Consider the following 13,142-nt stretch of genomic DNA (forward strand, 5'->3'; position numbering starts at 1 on the left):
CCGTGGAGTCATCTCCGACGGTACCCTACTGGTGACTGGCATGCTCTCCTGCTGGAACTGCCACGGTCGGCATCGTCATGAACGAGGACGGAAAAGGCATTGACAGCCGATTCTGGTTCACCTAGTCGTAATAATGAAGCCGAGCTGGAGCGCCGATCAGGCTGGAGCCAGAGAAGCGAACCGCCAAGGCGCCAAAAGACGCCAAGAGACGCCAATATTTATGTTTTTCTTGGCGTCTTTGGGCGCCTTGGCGGTTCAACTTCTTGCCGTTCTGCATGCGGTTTCAACCAGCTTGTCGCTCTAGACCGTTGTAGCGCCATCATGGAGGGGGATCGTGCGCTATCGAGATTTGTCTGATGGCATTCAGGACGACCGGACGCCTCTGACGAAGTGCGACCTCTTGCCCTGACCGGGCAGAAAGCGCTCGATGGAAGTTCCTGTGATGCCCGCGATGAACGAGACCGAGGCCAGCCGGATGCAGGGCGCGACGATCTCGCGAGCCCAGCGGATACTCGACGCCTTGCCGGCGATCGTGTGTGTCCTGGACCTCGCGGGACCGCGGCTCACGGGGCACAACGCCGCGCTCGTCCGGGCGCTCGGCTGCACGGAAGAAGAGCTCCTTTCGCGGGGCGTCGAGGCGCTCTCGGCGCGCATTCACCCCGACGATGTCGCTGGCCTCTCGGCGCGCGCGGCCGAGCTCGCCGCGGCGCGCGACGGCGGGGTCGTCGAGGGCGAGCTGCGGGCGCGGAGCATCGAGGGAGGGCGGTACGAGCGCGTCTTCGCCGTGCGCGCGGAGGTCTTCACGCGAGGGGACGACGGCGCCGCGCGCGAGGTCGTCCTCTTCGCCGAGGACGTGACCGCGCGAAAGCGCCGCGAGCAGGGCGGCCGCAGGAGAGACGCGGTGCTCGCGGCGCTCTGCGACCGCGCCCCTGTCTTCATGTACGCGAAAGACCGTGACGGCGCCTTCCTCCTGGCGAGCCGCTCGACGGAGGAGCTCGTCGGGGCGACCCCGGGCAACATGCTCGGAAAGACCGACAGCGACTTCTGTCCGGCGGAAGTTGCGTCTATTTACAAGGACGTCGATGACCTTGTGCGCAGGACCGGCGCCCCGTTCGAGGCCGAGGAGATCGTCCCGCAGGCCGAGGGCGATCGGACCCTGTACACGATCAAGTTCCCCCTCCGCGGCGAGGGCGTCCCGGAGGGCGCGGTCGCCGGTGTCTCTGTCGACATCACGCGGGTCAAGGCGGCGGAGCGCGAGCGGGAGGCGGCGCGGGACGAGCTGATCGCGGCGCAGCAGGACACGATACGTGAGCTGGTGACGCCGCTGTTGCCGATCGCCGAGGGGGTGCTCGTGATGCCGCTCATCGGGTTCTTCGACGGCGCGCGGGCGAGCCGTATCATCGAGACGCTGCTGCAGGGGGTGGAGAGGCACGCGGCCCGGATCGCGATCATCGATATCACCGGGGTCAAGGCGGTGGACGTCCAGGTGGCCGAGATGCTCGTGCAAGCCGCGCGCGCCGTGGGGCTGCTCGGCGCGCAGGTGGTGCTCACCGGCATCCAGCCGGCGATCGCGCGGACGCTCCTCGAGCTCGACGTCGACCTGCGGGGCCTGGTCACGGCGGGGACGCTGCGGGGCGGCATCGCGGTTGCGGTTCCGGTCGGGCAAGCTCGCGGCGGACAGGAGCCGCGCCACTTGCGCCGTGAATGAGGGCGAGGCGCGCCGAGCGCGCGCCATCGCGGGGGTCCCGGAGGTCGGCGCGCGCACAGCCGCGCTGAGCCGTCAGGGGACGCTGAAACGGGTCGAGCAATATCGAGAAGAGGAGGGGATTCATGGTCGATCGCGCCATCATCGGGGGCATCCTTCTGGCGACCAGCGTGCTTGCCTGCAGCTCGAGCGAGAGCACGGCGGAAGCGCCGCTGACCATCGCTTACATCACCCACAACAAGTGCAATCGGTTCCACGATCTGGGTCGCGCGGGCGCCGCGCAGGCGCAGAGCGAGCTGTCGACGACGAGCGCGCGGCCGGTCAACGTGATGGTCCTGGACCCTGAATGTCCGGAGCTCACGGACGACGGCAAGCCGCTGGACCCCGACGACGCCTGCTACCTCTCCCGGCCGCAGATGGCGGTGCTGCAAGAGGTCATCGACATGAAGGTGGACGCGATATCCATCGATGTCTTCAGCGGGGAATGCGAGAACGACCTCATCAACAAGGCGGTGGACGCCGGCATCAAGGTCGTCACGTACGGCGGCGACGCTCCGGCCAGCAAGCGCCACACCTACTACGGCATGGACAACAAGGCCGCCGCCGCCTTCCTCATGGATGCGCTCGCGACCATCAACGGGAAGACCGGCAAGATCGCCTTCCAGACGATGATGGATGATGACGGTCACGGAGGCTACACCCCCACCCCCGCGGGGACCTTCATCGACCGGCTCGCCGGCTTCTCCGAGGCGCTGAAGAAGTACCCGGACATGAAGAACGTCGTGAACCTCCCTTGCGTGTGCTGCGATTACGCGATCCCTTTCTGCGCGGGGACCGCGGAGGAGGCCTTGGAGAACGACCCGGAGATCACGGGCTTCTTCTTCTCCTACAGCAAGCTCCTCGGCGAGCCCGACCTCGCGGCGAACGCGAAGACGCTCACCGCGAGAGCGAAGGAGAAGACCATCCACTCGGTGGCCTTCGACACGCTGCCGGAGTACATGGATCGCATGCGCGCGGGGTACGTGGACGTGCTCCTCGGCCAGAAGCTGTTCGGCTGGGGCTACGATACCGTCATGCTCGCGTACGATCTGGCCACCACCGACCGGCAAGTGAGCGCCTTCACCGACGCTGGCTGGTACGTCGTCTGTCCGAACAACCTGGAGGAGTTCGAGCGCAACACCCAGGCGATGGACTACCGGACGCCCCTGTCGGAGTGCAGCTTGCTCCACTGAGCCCGGCGTTGCTCAGCGCGGCAGGCCGCGTTGCGTGACGCGCGCCGCCGCTGTCGCTTGCGCGGGTAGGCCAGACTACTGCGCTGCGCCGGCCGGCCAGCCGCGACAGCGAGGCGGCGCAGCGTCTTCGGTTTCGCCGCGCGCGCGCCGTGGCTATCATGGGTCGAGCTCTGGTCCGCGCGTCCGCCGCCGGGCCTGGAAAGAGCCGCCATGAGGAGAGGCCTGCCGCGATGAACGAGACCAGGGCCAGGGAGCAGCAGGACGCGCTCAGCGCGCGAGCCCGGAGGATGCTCGACGCGGCGCCGGCGATCCTGTGTGTCGTGGGCCTCGACCAGCGGCGGCTCATCGCGCACAACGCCGCGCTCGCACGCTCGCTCGGCTGTACGGGCGAAGAGCTCTCGACACGCGGCGTCGAGGCGCTCTCGGATAGGATCCACCCGGACGACATGGCCGGCCTCGCCGCGGGCGCGGAGCGGCTGAAGGCGGCGCGGGACGGCGAGGTGATCGAGGGCGAGCTCCGGGCGCGAGGCCGAGAGGGAGACGAGCGCATCTTCGCGGTGCGCGCGGAGGTCTTCGGGCGGAGCGAGGATGGAACCGCGCGCGAGATCTTCCTGTCGGCCGAGGACGTGACAGAGCGAAAGCGCCGCGAGCAGCGCCTCCACAGGAGCGAGGCGCTGCTCGCGACGTTCTGTGATCACGCGCCGGTCCTCCTGTATGCAAAGGACCGGGAAGGCGCCTTTCTCCTGGTGAGCCGCTCGGTGGAGGCGCTCGTCGGGGCGACCCCGGGCAGCATGCTTGGAAAGACCGATAGAGACTTCTTTCCATCGGAAGTTGCTTCTATTTACAATGACGTCGATGACCTGGTGCGCAGGAACGACGCCCCGTTCGAGGCCGAGGATCCCGTCCCTGACGCCGGAGGCGAGAAGACGTTCTACTCGATCAAGTTCCCCCTCCGCGGCGAGGGCATCCCGGAGGGCGCGGTCGCCGGTATCTCCATCGATATCACGCGGGTCAAGGCGGCGGAGCGCGAGCGGGAGGCGGCGCGGGACGAGCTGATCGCGGCGCAGCAGGACACGATACGTGAGCTGGTGACGCCGCTGTTGCCGATCGCCGAGGGGGTGCTCGTGATGCCGCTCATCGGGTTCTTCGACGGCGCGCGGGCGAGCCGTATCATCGAGACGCTGCTGCAGGGGGTGGAGAGGCACGCGGCCCGGATCGCGATCATCGATATCACCGGGGTCAAGGCGGTGGACGTCCAGGTGGCCGAGATGCTCGTGCACGCCGCGCGGGCGGTCGGGCTGCTCGGCGCGCAGGTGGTGCTCACCGGCATCCAGCCGGCGATCGCGCAGACGCTCATCGAGCTCGACGTCGACCTGCGAGGCCTGGTCACGGCGGGGACGCTGCGGGGCGGCATCGCGTACGCGCTGAAGCGAACGTGACAGCACGGCGCCCCGCGCCTGGCCCCGCTGCGCGGGCGCCTGCCGGACAACGGGTCGCTCGATCTGGCCGCGCCGGTCGGCGCGTCATTGCAGCGTGCAGATGAGCCGCTGGCCGCGCACGGAGTAGGCGCCGTCGCGCTGCTCGATCCAGGCGACGAGCAGCTTGACGCCGAGCTGCGCCACGGTCGAGCCGAGGATCTGCGCACCGCTGCCGTCTGGAAGAGAAAAGATGAGCTGGTTGGGGAGCACGTTCTCACCTGTTCGCGTGAACCAGCCCAGGCTCACGCTCTTTCCAGGGGGCGGCACCAGCGTCAAATACACGTTCTCGCCGTCGCTCGCGACGGGGCCCGGGGGGTTGTACTCATTTACATTCTGGAGCTTGAAGACAGGGGTGAAGCCGGGCGGGGGAACCTGGCCGAGCGACAGGAAGTCCCTTACGACGCCTACCTCCGCCGAGAGGGCGAGCCTCGGCGGAGGGACGAGGTGCACCATCAAGAGCGTGACGCCATCGCCCTCGGGCAGCGGGAACGCCCCGAAGAAGGACTCCACCTCGTCGGGAGATGGGCTGAACTGGATCTGGTGCGCCACGCCGAGATCGGCCCGGGAGGCGCCCGTTCTGAAGAACGCCTCTCCGGTCGCGTTGTCATCCAGCAAGAGGAGGTGCCGGCCGTTCGTGACGGTGTAGTAGCGAACGTTGAGCGAGGCATCGGTACGTGCGCCCTGGGCCACCAGGGTCGGCGCAGGCTCGGCCGATCCACCGACGACGAGCGCTCGCGTCGAGCCGCCCGGCGCCGCGCAGGTCGCGGCGTAAAGGGTGTTATCGCCCGCCGGGACGAACGCCATCGACGTCGCCACGCTGGGGCTCGAGCACTCCGGTGCGAGCGCGGGAAACCGCTGGAACGTGCCCTCGGGCGAGACGCCGTCGGCGGTCGTGGGGAAGACGAGCTGCCCGATCTCGTACCCCACCCTGCCCTGAAGGATCACTCGCCCTCCGGATTCGCGGCCGGTGACGAACGCCGCGCCGTCGGTGAACGGGAACTCCGCCTTCGACCCGGCTGGCTCCCCGATCTCGTGCACCGTCCCGATCACGAGCCGGCTGGCAGTCTTGTCGATGATCGAGGCAAATACGCCATCGGGTCCGCTTGCCAGCACGAGCGAGGAGGTGTCGACCTCGTGGCCGCCGAGGTCGTCGGACGTGAGGATGTCGAACGGCTCGAGGTCGAGCGCGCACTTCGCCTCGGCCGGCTTGCAGACGCCGTCCTGACAGACGCCGCTCGGGCACCCGTGAGAGACGCTGCACGCTTCGCCGCCGTCGCCTCCTTGGCTCAGCTCCGCGTCGGTGCGCACGCCCGCGATGATCTGGCAGCCGGCGACGAGCAATGCGCCCCCGGCGACGACGAGCCCCCATGGTCGCATCTCTCGCATCTCAAAAGGTACCTCGCAACGACAGCCCCGCTGTTCCCAGCTCGGCCGGAGGCCCCAGGCGCACCTCCAGCGCCGTCGACGGCACGGCCTCGCTCGACGGCGCGGTCAGGAACACGACAAGGCCTGTGATGAGCGCCGCGCCTCCCGCCGCGAACGCCACATTGGAGATGTTGGCGGTCGTGTTGGCGTCCTGGTGGAGCTTGACCCCCTCGGCGCCACAACGGGGAGGGTCGTCGTCGGTACACCCGTGCTGATTGCGCGCCTCGCTCATCTTCGAGAGCGTCTCGACACCGAACACAGCGCCTACCGCGATCCCGGCCAAGCTCACCCCGCCCAGCACGAGCCCGACGGTCCGCTGCGCGCTCCACGAGCTCGCCGCGGGCGCTGCGCTCGTGGCCGCAGGCACGCGCGCTTCCCGCCGTGGCGCGGGCGCGTCTTCGAGCAGAGGGACGTGTACCGTTCTCTGCCCTGGCTTCGGCTCGACGACCACCTCCGTGCTCCATGCCTTCTTGCCAGGCGCCACCACCTCAATCGTATGCTCGCCCGGATCGACCGGGATCGCCGAGCCGAACATCGCCGCATCGAGCGGCTTCGCGTTGCGCCGCACCTCGAGCCCCTCGACCCGGGCCTCCGGCGCCACCTCGATGACGAGCCTCGAGAGCCGCGGCTCGAGGAGGCTCGCCCGCCGTCCCGCTTCCCTCGAGCGCGGCCGATCGCCCGCTTTGCGCGCCATTGCCTCGGCGTCGTTGAAGGTCGCCCAGGCGCTCGCCGTCTCACCATTGAGCTCATAGCAATCCGCCAGGGCGAGCAGCGTCCCGGCCATTGGGTCCAGCTTCTGGCTGGCGACGAGCTTCGAGCACCCCGGAGCGTAGCTGCCCTGCTTGACGAGCGCGCGCCCCTCGCGGAAGAGCACATCGGCGGCCGCCCGGTCCTCGGCGGTCGGGTCCGCGAGGGCGCGCGGCGCGAGCGATAACGATAGGATCAACGCACCCGCAGCGATGATACTGCGCTTCACACGCATCGGTCCTGGGCCACGCACCGATCCCACTATATCGGCACCCCTCGCCGTTGTCCCCGGGTTAGCGACGCTCGTCGTACAAGAACGCCGGCTCAGGCTTCGGGGCAAGACGGTCCTTGGCTGGGGGCTTCGCCCGCGGGGAGGGCTTCGTCGCTTTCCGCGTGGCCGTCGCCGCCGGCGAAGGCGAGGTGGGCTCCGCCTGCGCTTTCGCGCTCGCGGCGGGAGAGGCGGGCGCGGAAAGGGGAGCTTCGGGCTCGACGGGCGCGGGTGGGGCCGCGTTCGGCGCGCCGATGGAGGCAGCGGGCCGGTCTGTCGGTGCCGGGGAGCGCGCGCCCTCCTGTCCCCCCGCATCCTGCCCCCCCCAGGCGATCACCGCCACAGCAGCGCCCGCGAAGAACGCGCCGCCGAGGAGAAGGGGAGCCCGATAGCGCGGCTTCGACATCAGCACAACGAGGGGCGATAGGGCTCTGCAGGGCCATGACGCGGCGGGCGCTGCTTCCGCCATGGCATCCGGCGGGCGCGGCGCGATCGACCTTGCTTCGCCGGCGCTGGCCGGCGGCGAGGAGGCCTCCACGCGGCGCGGCTCCGGCGTGTCTTTGCCTCCCGGCGATGACGACCGCGACATGGAGAGCACCCGCGAAACCCGCTCCGGATAGCTCGGTGCCCGCGCGGGCGCGTGAGGCGCAAGGGCGCCGGCGAACGCCGCGACGTCGTCCCAGCGCTGCTCGCGATCGTGCATCAAACACCGCTGGATCACCGCGTCGATCTCCGGCGGCACGTCGCTCCGGCGCTCGTGGAGCGGCGTGGGCTTGGCCGCGAGCATGCGCCCATAGAACTCCGCCATGGTCTCCGCGTGAAATGGCGTCTGCCCCGCGATGAGCTCGTACAGGAGGACGCCGAGCGCCCAGACGTCGCTGCGCGCGTCGACATCCTTCGGCGAGCTCATCTGCTCGGGTGACATGTAGTAGGGCGTGCCAAGCTGCTGGTCGTCGTCTGTGAGGGCGAGCTCCGCGCCGCTGATCTTCGAGATCCCGAAGTCGAGGACCTTGATGCACGGCGCGCCGCTGACGTCCTGGGTGACGAAGAGGTTCGCCGGCTTCAGGTCGCGGTGCACGATCCCGGCGGCATGCGCCTCGCCGACGGCTTCACACGTCTGAAGAACGTACTCCACGGCGTCGTCGAGCGAGAGACACCCACTTTCCTTGAGCAACGCGGCGAGATCACGCCCTTCGAGGAATTCCATGACGATGTATGGCGCGCCGCTTTCGAGGGTGCCGACGTCGAACACGCGGGCGACGTGCTGGCTGCGAAGCCGCACCGCCGCGCGCGCCTCGCGCAAGAAGCGCGCGCGCGCGTCGGCGCTGACGTGATGGGCCGAGCGCATGAACTTGACGGCGACGTGCTGGCCGAGCTCGACGTGGACCGCCGCGACGACGACCCCCACCGCCCCCGCGCCGAGCAGACGCTCCACGCGGTACTTGCCCGCCACGACGTCGCCGGCCCGGACCGGGGCGTTGATCATGGCTTCCCATGTGGTCTCAGCGGCTCCGGGAGGTCAAGCGTCGCTTGACGGGCTCGCGCGGGTCGGCGAGATCACGAGAGCGTCGTAGTCAACCCACCGCTCGGGCCGAACACGATGAGGGCAAGCGCGCTCATCGTGCCGCCTCCTGAACCGTCCACGTCGCGTGGAGGTCCGTCACGGCCGCCTGAGCAGCCGTTGATTGGCCATCTTCATGCTACCCCGCGCGCGTAGCGACCCGGGGGCTGGCCCACGTGACGGCTGAACGCGGTGCTGAAGGTGCTCGCCGAGCCGTAGCCGACGCGCTCGGCGACGTCGGCGATCCCGAGATCGTGGCGGCGGAGCAGATCCCTCGCGACGGCCATGCGCCAGGCCAGCAGGTATTCCATGGGCGGCAGGCCCACGGTGCGGGTGAAGCGCTCGAAGAACGCCGAGCGTGAGAGGGCCGCGGTCCTGGCGAGCTGGGCGACCGTCCACGAGCGCGCGAGCTGAGCGTGCATCTGCCGTATCGCCGGCGCGAGCCGCGGATCGGCCAGCCCGCGCAGGAGCCCAGGAGGGGCGTCTTCCGCCGAGGTCGACCGCAGCGCTTCGATGAGCAGCACCTCGACGAGCCGCGTGAGCACGAGGTCGCGCCCCGATCGCTGCTCGCTGGATTCGTCGCCCACGAGCCGTACGAGCACCGAGAGGCGCTCGACGCCGCGCACGTGCAGCACCGCTGGCAGCAGCGACACGAACAGGGCCGCGTCGGGCGAGTCGAAGAGGAAGTAGCCGCCGAGCAGCCGCACGTCCGGGCGTCCACCGCGCGTGCCGTGGCGGACCTCGCCCGTCGGCGCGGGCGTCACCTTCGGGTCGACGCGCTCCGGCCTCACCGGCTCGAAGCCCGACAGGGTGAACCCCGGCGTCGCCGGCAGGAGCACGAAGTCGCCCGCCTCGAGCGTCAGGGCGCGCTCGCCGTCGACGGCGAGACGACAGCTGCCCTCCAGCACGGCGCAGAAGCTCGGCTGGCCGAAGTCCGCGTAGCGGACCCCCCAGCGACCGGCGCCGCTGATGCGCTTCGAGAACACGGCGCGCGGCTGGAGCAGCGCGATGACCTCGGAGAGAGGGTCGTTCATGTCTGGACTCTAGCAAACGAAACGTGGACTACCAATGGTAGATAGTCCAGCGCGCCGTCGCTATCTTCCCCTCATGAACACTGTGCTCATCACCGGTTGCTCCTCGGGTTATGGCCTCGAAACCGCGCGCCACTTCCACGCGCAGGGCTGGAACGTCGTCGCCACCATGCGAACGCCTCGAGAGGACGTGCTGCCTCGGTCGGACCGGATGCGTGTCATCGCGCTCGACGTGACGAAGCCCGAGAGCATCGCTGCCGCGCTCGAGGAGAGCGGGCCCATCGACGTTCTCGTCAACAACGCCGGCGTCGGGCTCCTGGGCGCCTTCGAGGCCACGCCGATGACCACGGTGCGCGAGGTGTTCGAGACCAACACGTTTGGCGTGATGGCGATGACGCAGGCCGTGCTGCCCCAGCTCCGCGCGCGGCGATCGGGCGTGGTGGTGAACGTGACGTCGAGCGCGACGCTCGCGCCGATGCCGCTGGTCGCCGTGTACACAGCGAGCAAGATGGCCATCGAAGGGTTCACCGCGTCGCTCGCGTTCGAGCTCGAGGCCTTCGGCGTGCGCGTGAAGCTCGTCGAGCCGGGCTACGGCCCGACGACGCGCTTCACGAGCAACGGGGGATCCCGCATGGAAGGCCTGATCCCCGACGCCTACGCGCCTCTCGCACAGCGCATCTTCGCCTCCTTCGGGCAGCCGGCCCTGGTGACGAGCGAGTCCGACGTGGCCGAAGGGGTGTGGCGCGCGGCGAACGACGCGTCGGGGCAGCTCCGTTTCCCTGCCGGTCCCGACGCGGTGGCGCTGGCTGCGGCCAGATGAGCGACCACGCGGTGTCGGGGTTGCGCTCGATGGGAACGATGGGAACGATGGAGATTCATTCCTCCGGGAACTCGCCGCAGCGGCCGCTCCCGCGGCAGACGCCGCTCGCGCAGCTCTCGTGTCGATGACATCGCCGGCCGGGCGCCAGCTTGCAAGCGCCCGCGCCATTGCAGATCTTGTCGTCCAGCACGCAGTGCGGCTCGTCCTCGACTCCAGGGCCGAGGGGCGAGCACGTGCCCACCGACCGCTCGACGTTGCAGGCCATGCAGGTCTCGTCGCAAGCGGTGTCGCAGCAGACGCCGTCGACGCATTTCCCGCTCGCGCAATCCCTCGGCCCGCCGCACGCCTGGCCGTTCGCGCCCCTGCACGTGCCCGCCCCGTCGCAGACGCGGCCCTGGCCGCACGCCGCGCCTGCAGCCACGACGTGCGTGGCGACCCCGCGTTGACACCCGTCGCTCGTGCATGGGTCGCCGTCGTCGTCGGCGTCGGCGTCGTCCGGCGCAGGATAGGGCTGCCCCCCAGCGCAGGTGAGGATCTGGCAGTCGCCCGCGATCTGCCCGGACGGCAGGGCCGGCACGCCGTCGAGCGGGACGTTGACGCATGCGCCTCTGGTGCACGCGTCCGCGGTGCATGGATTGTCATCGTCGCAGTCGGTCGCCTGCGTCTCGGCGGCGCACGCAGGGGCCTCTCCGTCCCAGCCAGCGCCGGGGTCACCGGCCCCGACCCCGTGATCCCCGCCGCCGCCGGCGCCCGCGCCGCCGGATCCCTGGAAGCTGCGGGCCCTGGGCGAACAGCCCGCCAGCGCGACGACGAGGCACAGCGGCACCGATGTCGCCTGCACGCGGCCCGTGCGGCGGAGCGGAAGTGCTGAGATGTGAAATGTCCACATGCGCCGAACTCTACTGTCGGTCCAGCTCACCCGCTAATCAGACTGCTTCTTTCGAGCGGCCATGGACGAACGGCGCGCGAGGTTTGCTGGCGGCGGAGCTCGCAGGTGGGCTCGCGCTCCGTTCGAGGCGCGTCACCGCCGTCCGGCTCACCACCCCACCGCATCTGCCCGCCGTACATCCGTGCTCCGCGCGCGGCGCACGCAACACCGCTTCTCCTGATCTTCTCTCTGACGCGCAAGAACGGAGAACTTGAGTACGGCCCTCGGACGAGGCGCGGCATCTCGCCGATCTAGCCGCCGCGCCGCGCCGCGAGCGCCTCCACGAACGCGATCCACGCCCCGGGGCCATCGAGCGTCAGGTCGGGCTCGACCGCGGTGTTCGGCCGCTCGGACGAGGCGATGTAGACGCCCACGCCGCCGATCTCCCGGGCATGGGCGATCGCCGGCTCGTCGGTCGTGTCGTCGCCCGCATAGACCACCAGCGTCCCCGGCGGCAGCCGCGTCAGCAGGAACGCGAGGGCGCGGCCCTTGTCGTGCGCGGCGTCCCGGGCCTCGTGGATGCTGCGCCCCCGCATGACCACGAACCCCCGCCGCGCCGCCGCGTCCGCCCACGCCCCGAGCGCGTCGAACGCCGCCGGCCGGGCCTCCGCCGGGACGAGCCGCCAGTGGACCGCGATCGAGCAGCGCTTGCGCTCGACCCACAGCGAAGGGACCCGCCGCACCGCCTCGTCCGCCTCGCGCTCCAGCGCGTCGAGCGCCTTGGTCGGCGACTCCGCCAGGTACACGAGCTCCCCGCCCGGCGCCGCGATCTCCGCCCCGTGCTCGCCCACGCGCCACGCCGCGCCGACCGCCGCCGTGCGCGCCGCGACGTCGTGGATCGTCCTCCCCGTGACGATCGCCACGGTCGTGCCCGGCGCCCGCGAGAGCGCCTCCAGCGCCCCGAGGGCGCCCGGCGCCGCCACCGCCCCGCCCGAGACCGCCGTGATCTCGGAGATGGTCCCGTCGAAGTCCGTCGCGAGCAGCAATGAGGGCGCGGCCGCCGCGCGTTCGACCAATTCAAGAACGTCCATGCTGCACCAGATCTACCACTGGGCAGGCCAGGAGCACGATGGCAAAGCCGGCGCGACCGGGAGCGGCCCGGTGGCCGGCTTTGCTGCTCCACGACGGACAGGTCGCCGCCGCGCGCCGCGCGCGTCAGAACCGGATGATCACCTCGTGGACGCGGCGCCCCTCGGTCTTGCCCTCGGTGGCCTCCGCGGGCGCGGCGTCGCCCGCGGGCGCCCCCTCCGCGGCGGCCGCCGGCTCGTCCGGCTTGCACTCGTACTTCACGCGCCACTCGGTCTTCTGCACCGTGTGCGTGCTCTCCTGCTTCCGCTTCTTCGGCCCGAAGAAATCCTTCTCGCGGCGCTCGTTGGACTCCGACACGGACTCTTCCCCGACCACGGTCTCGCCCTCTTCGACGATCTCGTAGCTCTCGGGTCCGCCGCAGGTCGTGGCCATCGTCTGGCTCGCCTTCTGCATGGCCACCTCGCGATCGCCCAGGATCGCGAGCTCGCCCCCGACCTTCGTCCGCCTCACGACGCGGACCTCGCCATACGGCTGCCACGAGCACGCGGCCGCGGAACAGAGCGTACACGCGGCGATCAATGCATGAATCGCAGGGAATTTCATGCCGTGCATCAGTACCACCCTCGAAATGACGAGGGCAACAACAAAGCGTGGGCGGTTCTGCGCAAAACCTGCTACCGGCGGCGCGCGCGCCTGGTCGATTGGTCGCCTGGTCGGTTGGTCGCCTGGTCGCTTGGTTGCTTGATCGCGTCGCGCCGTCGTAGCGGTCCAACGTTGCGCGGTCGCTCGAGCGCGCGCCTGCTCGCGCCGGGGCACCGGATCACCACCCGCTGCTGCCACGGCAGCAGCGAGGGAGCTCTCGGCCCCGCGTTCCGGCCCGCTCCGGCGCGGCATGGGGGTTGCTGACCGCGGGTGTTC

General features: G+C 70.1%; 11 protein-coding genes. 4 read left to right on the forward strand and 7 right to left on the reverse strand.

Going from position 1 to position 13,142, the window contains the following annotated elements; translation table 11 throughout:
* Positions 1-442: 442 nt before the first annotated feature.
* From WMF45_RS07975 to WMF45_RS07985, 3 genes are all read left to right on the forward strand, one after another.
* Positions 443-1,708 (forward strand): PAS domain-containing protein, encoded by a 1,266-nt coding sequence (locus WMF45_RS07975; protein ID WP_437716346.1) that lies wholly within the window; start codon positions 443-445, stop codon positions 1,706-1,708.
* A 122-nt stretch (positions 1,709-1,830) separates the two neighbouring features.
* Positions 1,831-2,937, forward strand: coding sequence for a substrate-binding domain-containing protein (locus WMF45_RS07980; RefSeq protein WP_437716347.1), 1,107 nt, complete (start codon positions 1,831-1,833; stop codon positions 2,935-2,937).
* A 230-nt stretch (positions 2,938-3,167) separates the two neighbouring features.
* Positions 3,168-4,376 carry a PAS domain-containing protein gene (locus WMF45_RS07985; RefSeq protein ID WP_437716348.1) on the forward strand — a complete coding sequence of 403 codons (1,209 nt, stop codon included), beginning with the start codon at positions 3,168-3,170 and terminating at the stop codon, positions 4,374-4,376.
* Between the two features lie 84 nt (positions 4,377-4,460).
* Here WMF45_RS07985 and WMF45_RS07990 read toward each other — a convergent pair whose 3' ends face one another.
* From WMF45_RS07990 to WMF45_RS08005, 4 genes are all read right to left on the reverse strand, one after another.
* Positions 4,461-5,801 carry a hypothetical protein gene (locus WMF45_RS07990; protein WP_437716349.1) on the reverse strand — a complete coding sequence of 447 codons (1,341 nt, stop codon included), beginning with the start codon at positions 5,799-5,801 and terminating at the stop codon, positions 4,461-4,463.
* A 1-nt stretch (position 5,802) separates the two neighbouring features.
* On the reverse strand, positions 5,803-6,786 hold the full coding sequence (locus WMF45_RS07995) for a hypothetical protein (protein WP_437716350.1): 984 nt from the start codon (positions 6,784-6,786) through the stop codon (positions 5,803-5,805).
* A gap of 94 nt (positions 6,787-6,880) precedes the next feature.
* On the reverse strand, positions 6,881-8,341 hold the full coding sequence (locus tag WMF45_RS08000; RefSeq protein ID WP_437716351.1) for a serine/threonine-protein kinase: 1,461 nt from the start codon (positions 8,339-8,341) through the stop codon (positions 6,881-6,883).
* A 209-nt stretch (positions 8,342-8,550) separates the two neighbouring features.
* Entirely contained in the window at positions 8,551-9,450 is a 900-nt protein-coding gene (locus WMF45_RS08005; protein ID WP_437716352.1) for a cupin domain-containing protein, read from the reverse strand.
* A gap of 73 nt (positions 9,451-9,523) precedes the next feature.
* On the opposite strand from WMF45_RS08005, the gene WMF45_RS08010 reads away from it, so the two are divergent.
* Positions 9,524-10,267, forward strand: coding sequence for an SDR family oxidoreductase (locus tag WMF45_RS08010; RefSeq protein ID WP_437716353.1), 744 nt, complete (start codon positions 9,524-9,526; stop codon positions 10,265-10,267).
* Between the two features lie 55 nt (positions 10,268-10,322).
* Here WMF45_RS08010 and WMF45_RS08015 read toward each other — a convergent pair whose 3' ends face one another.
* The 3 genes from WMF45_RS08015 to WMF45_RS08025 form a co-directional block, all read right to left on the reverse strand.
* A complete protein-coding gene (locus WMF45_RS08015; protein WP_437716354.1) occupies positions 10,323-11,156 on the reverse strand; it encodes a hypothetical protein in 834 nt (277 codons plus the stop codon).
* A 290-nt stretch (positions 11,157-11,446) separates the two neighbouring features.
* Positions 11,447-12,226, reverse strand: a complete 780-nt coding sequence (otsB, locus tag WMF45_RS08020; RefSeq protein WP_437716355.1) for a trehalose-phosphatase — start codon at positions 12,224-12,226, stop codon at positions 11,447-11,449.
* Between the two features lie 124 nt (positions 12,227-12,350).
* Positions 12,351-12,827, reverse strand: coding sequence for a hypothetical protein (locus WMF45_RS08025; RefSeq protein ID WP_437716356.1), 477 nt, complete (start codon positions 12,825-12,827; stop codon positions 12,351-12,353).
* Between the last annotated feature and the right edge of the window lie 315 nt (positions 12,828-13,142).

The organism is Sorangium sp. So ce448 (assembly GCF_051520915.1).
GTDB lineage: Bacteria > Myxococcota_A > Polyangia > Polyangiales > Polyangiaceae > Sorangium > Sorangium cellulosum_B.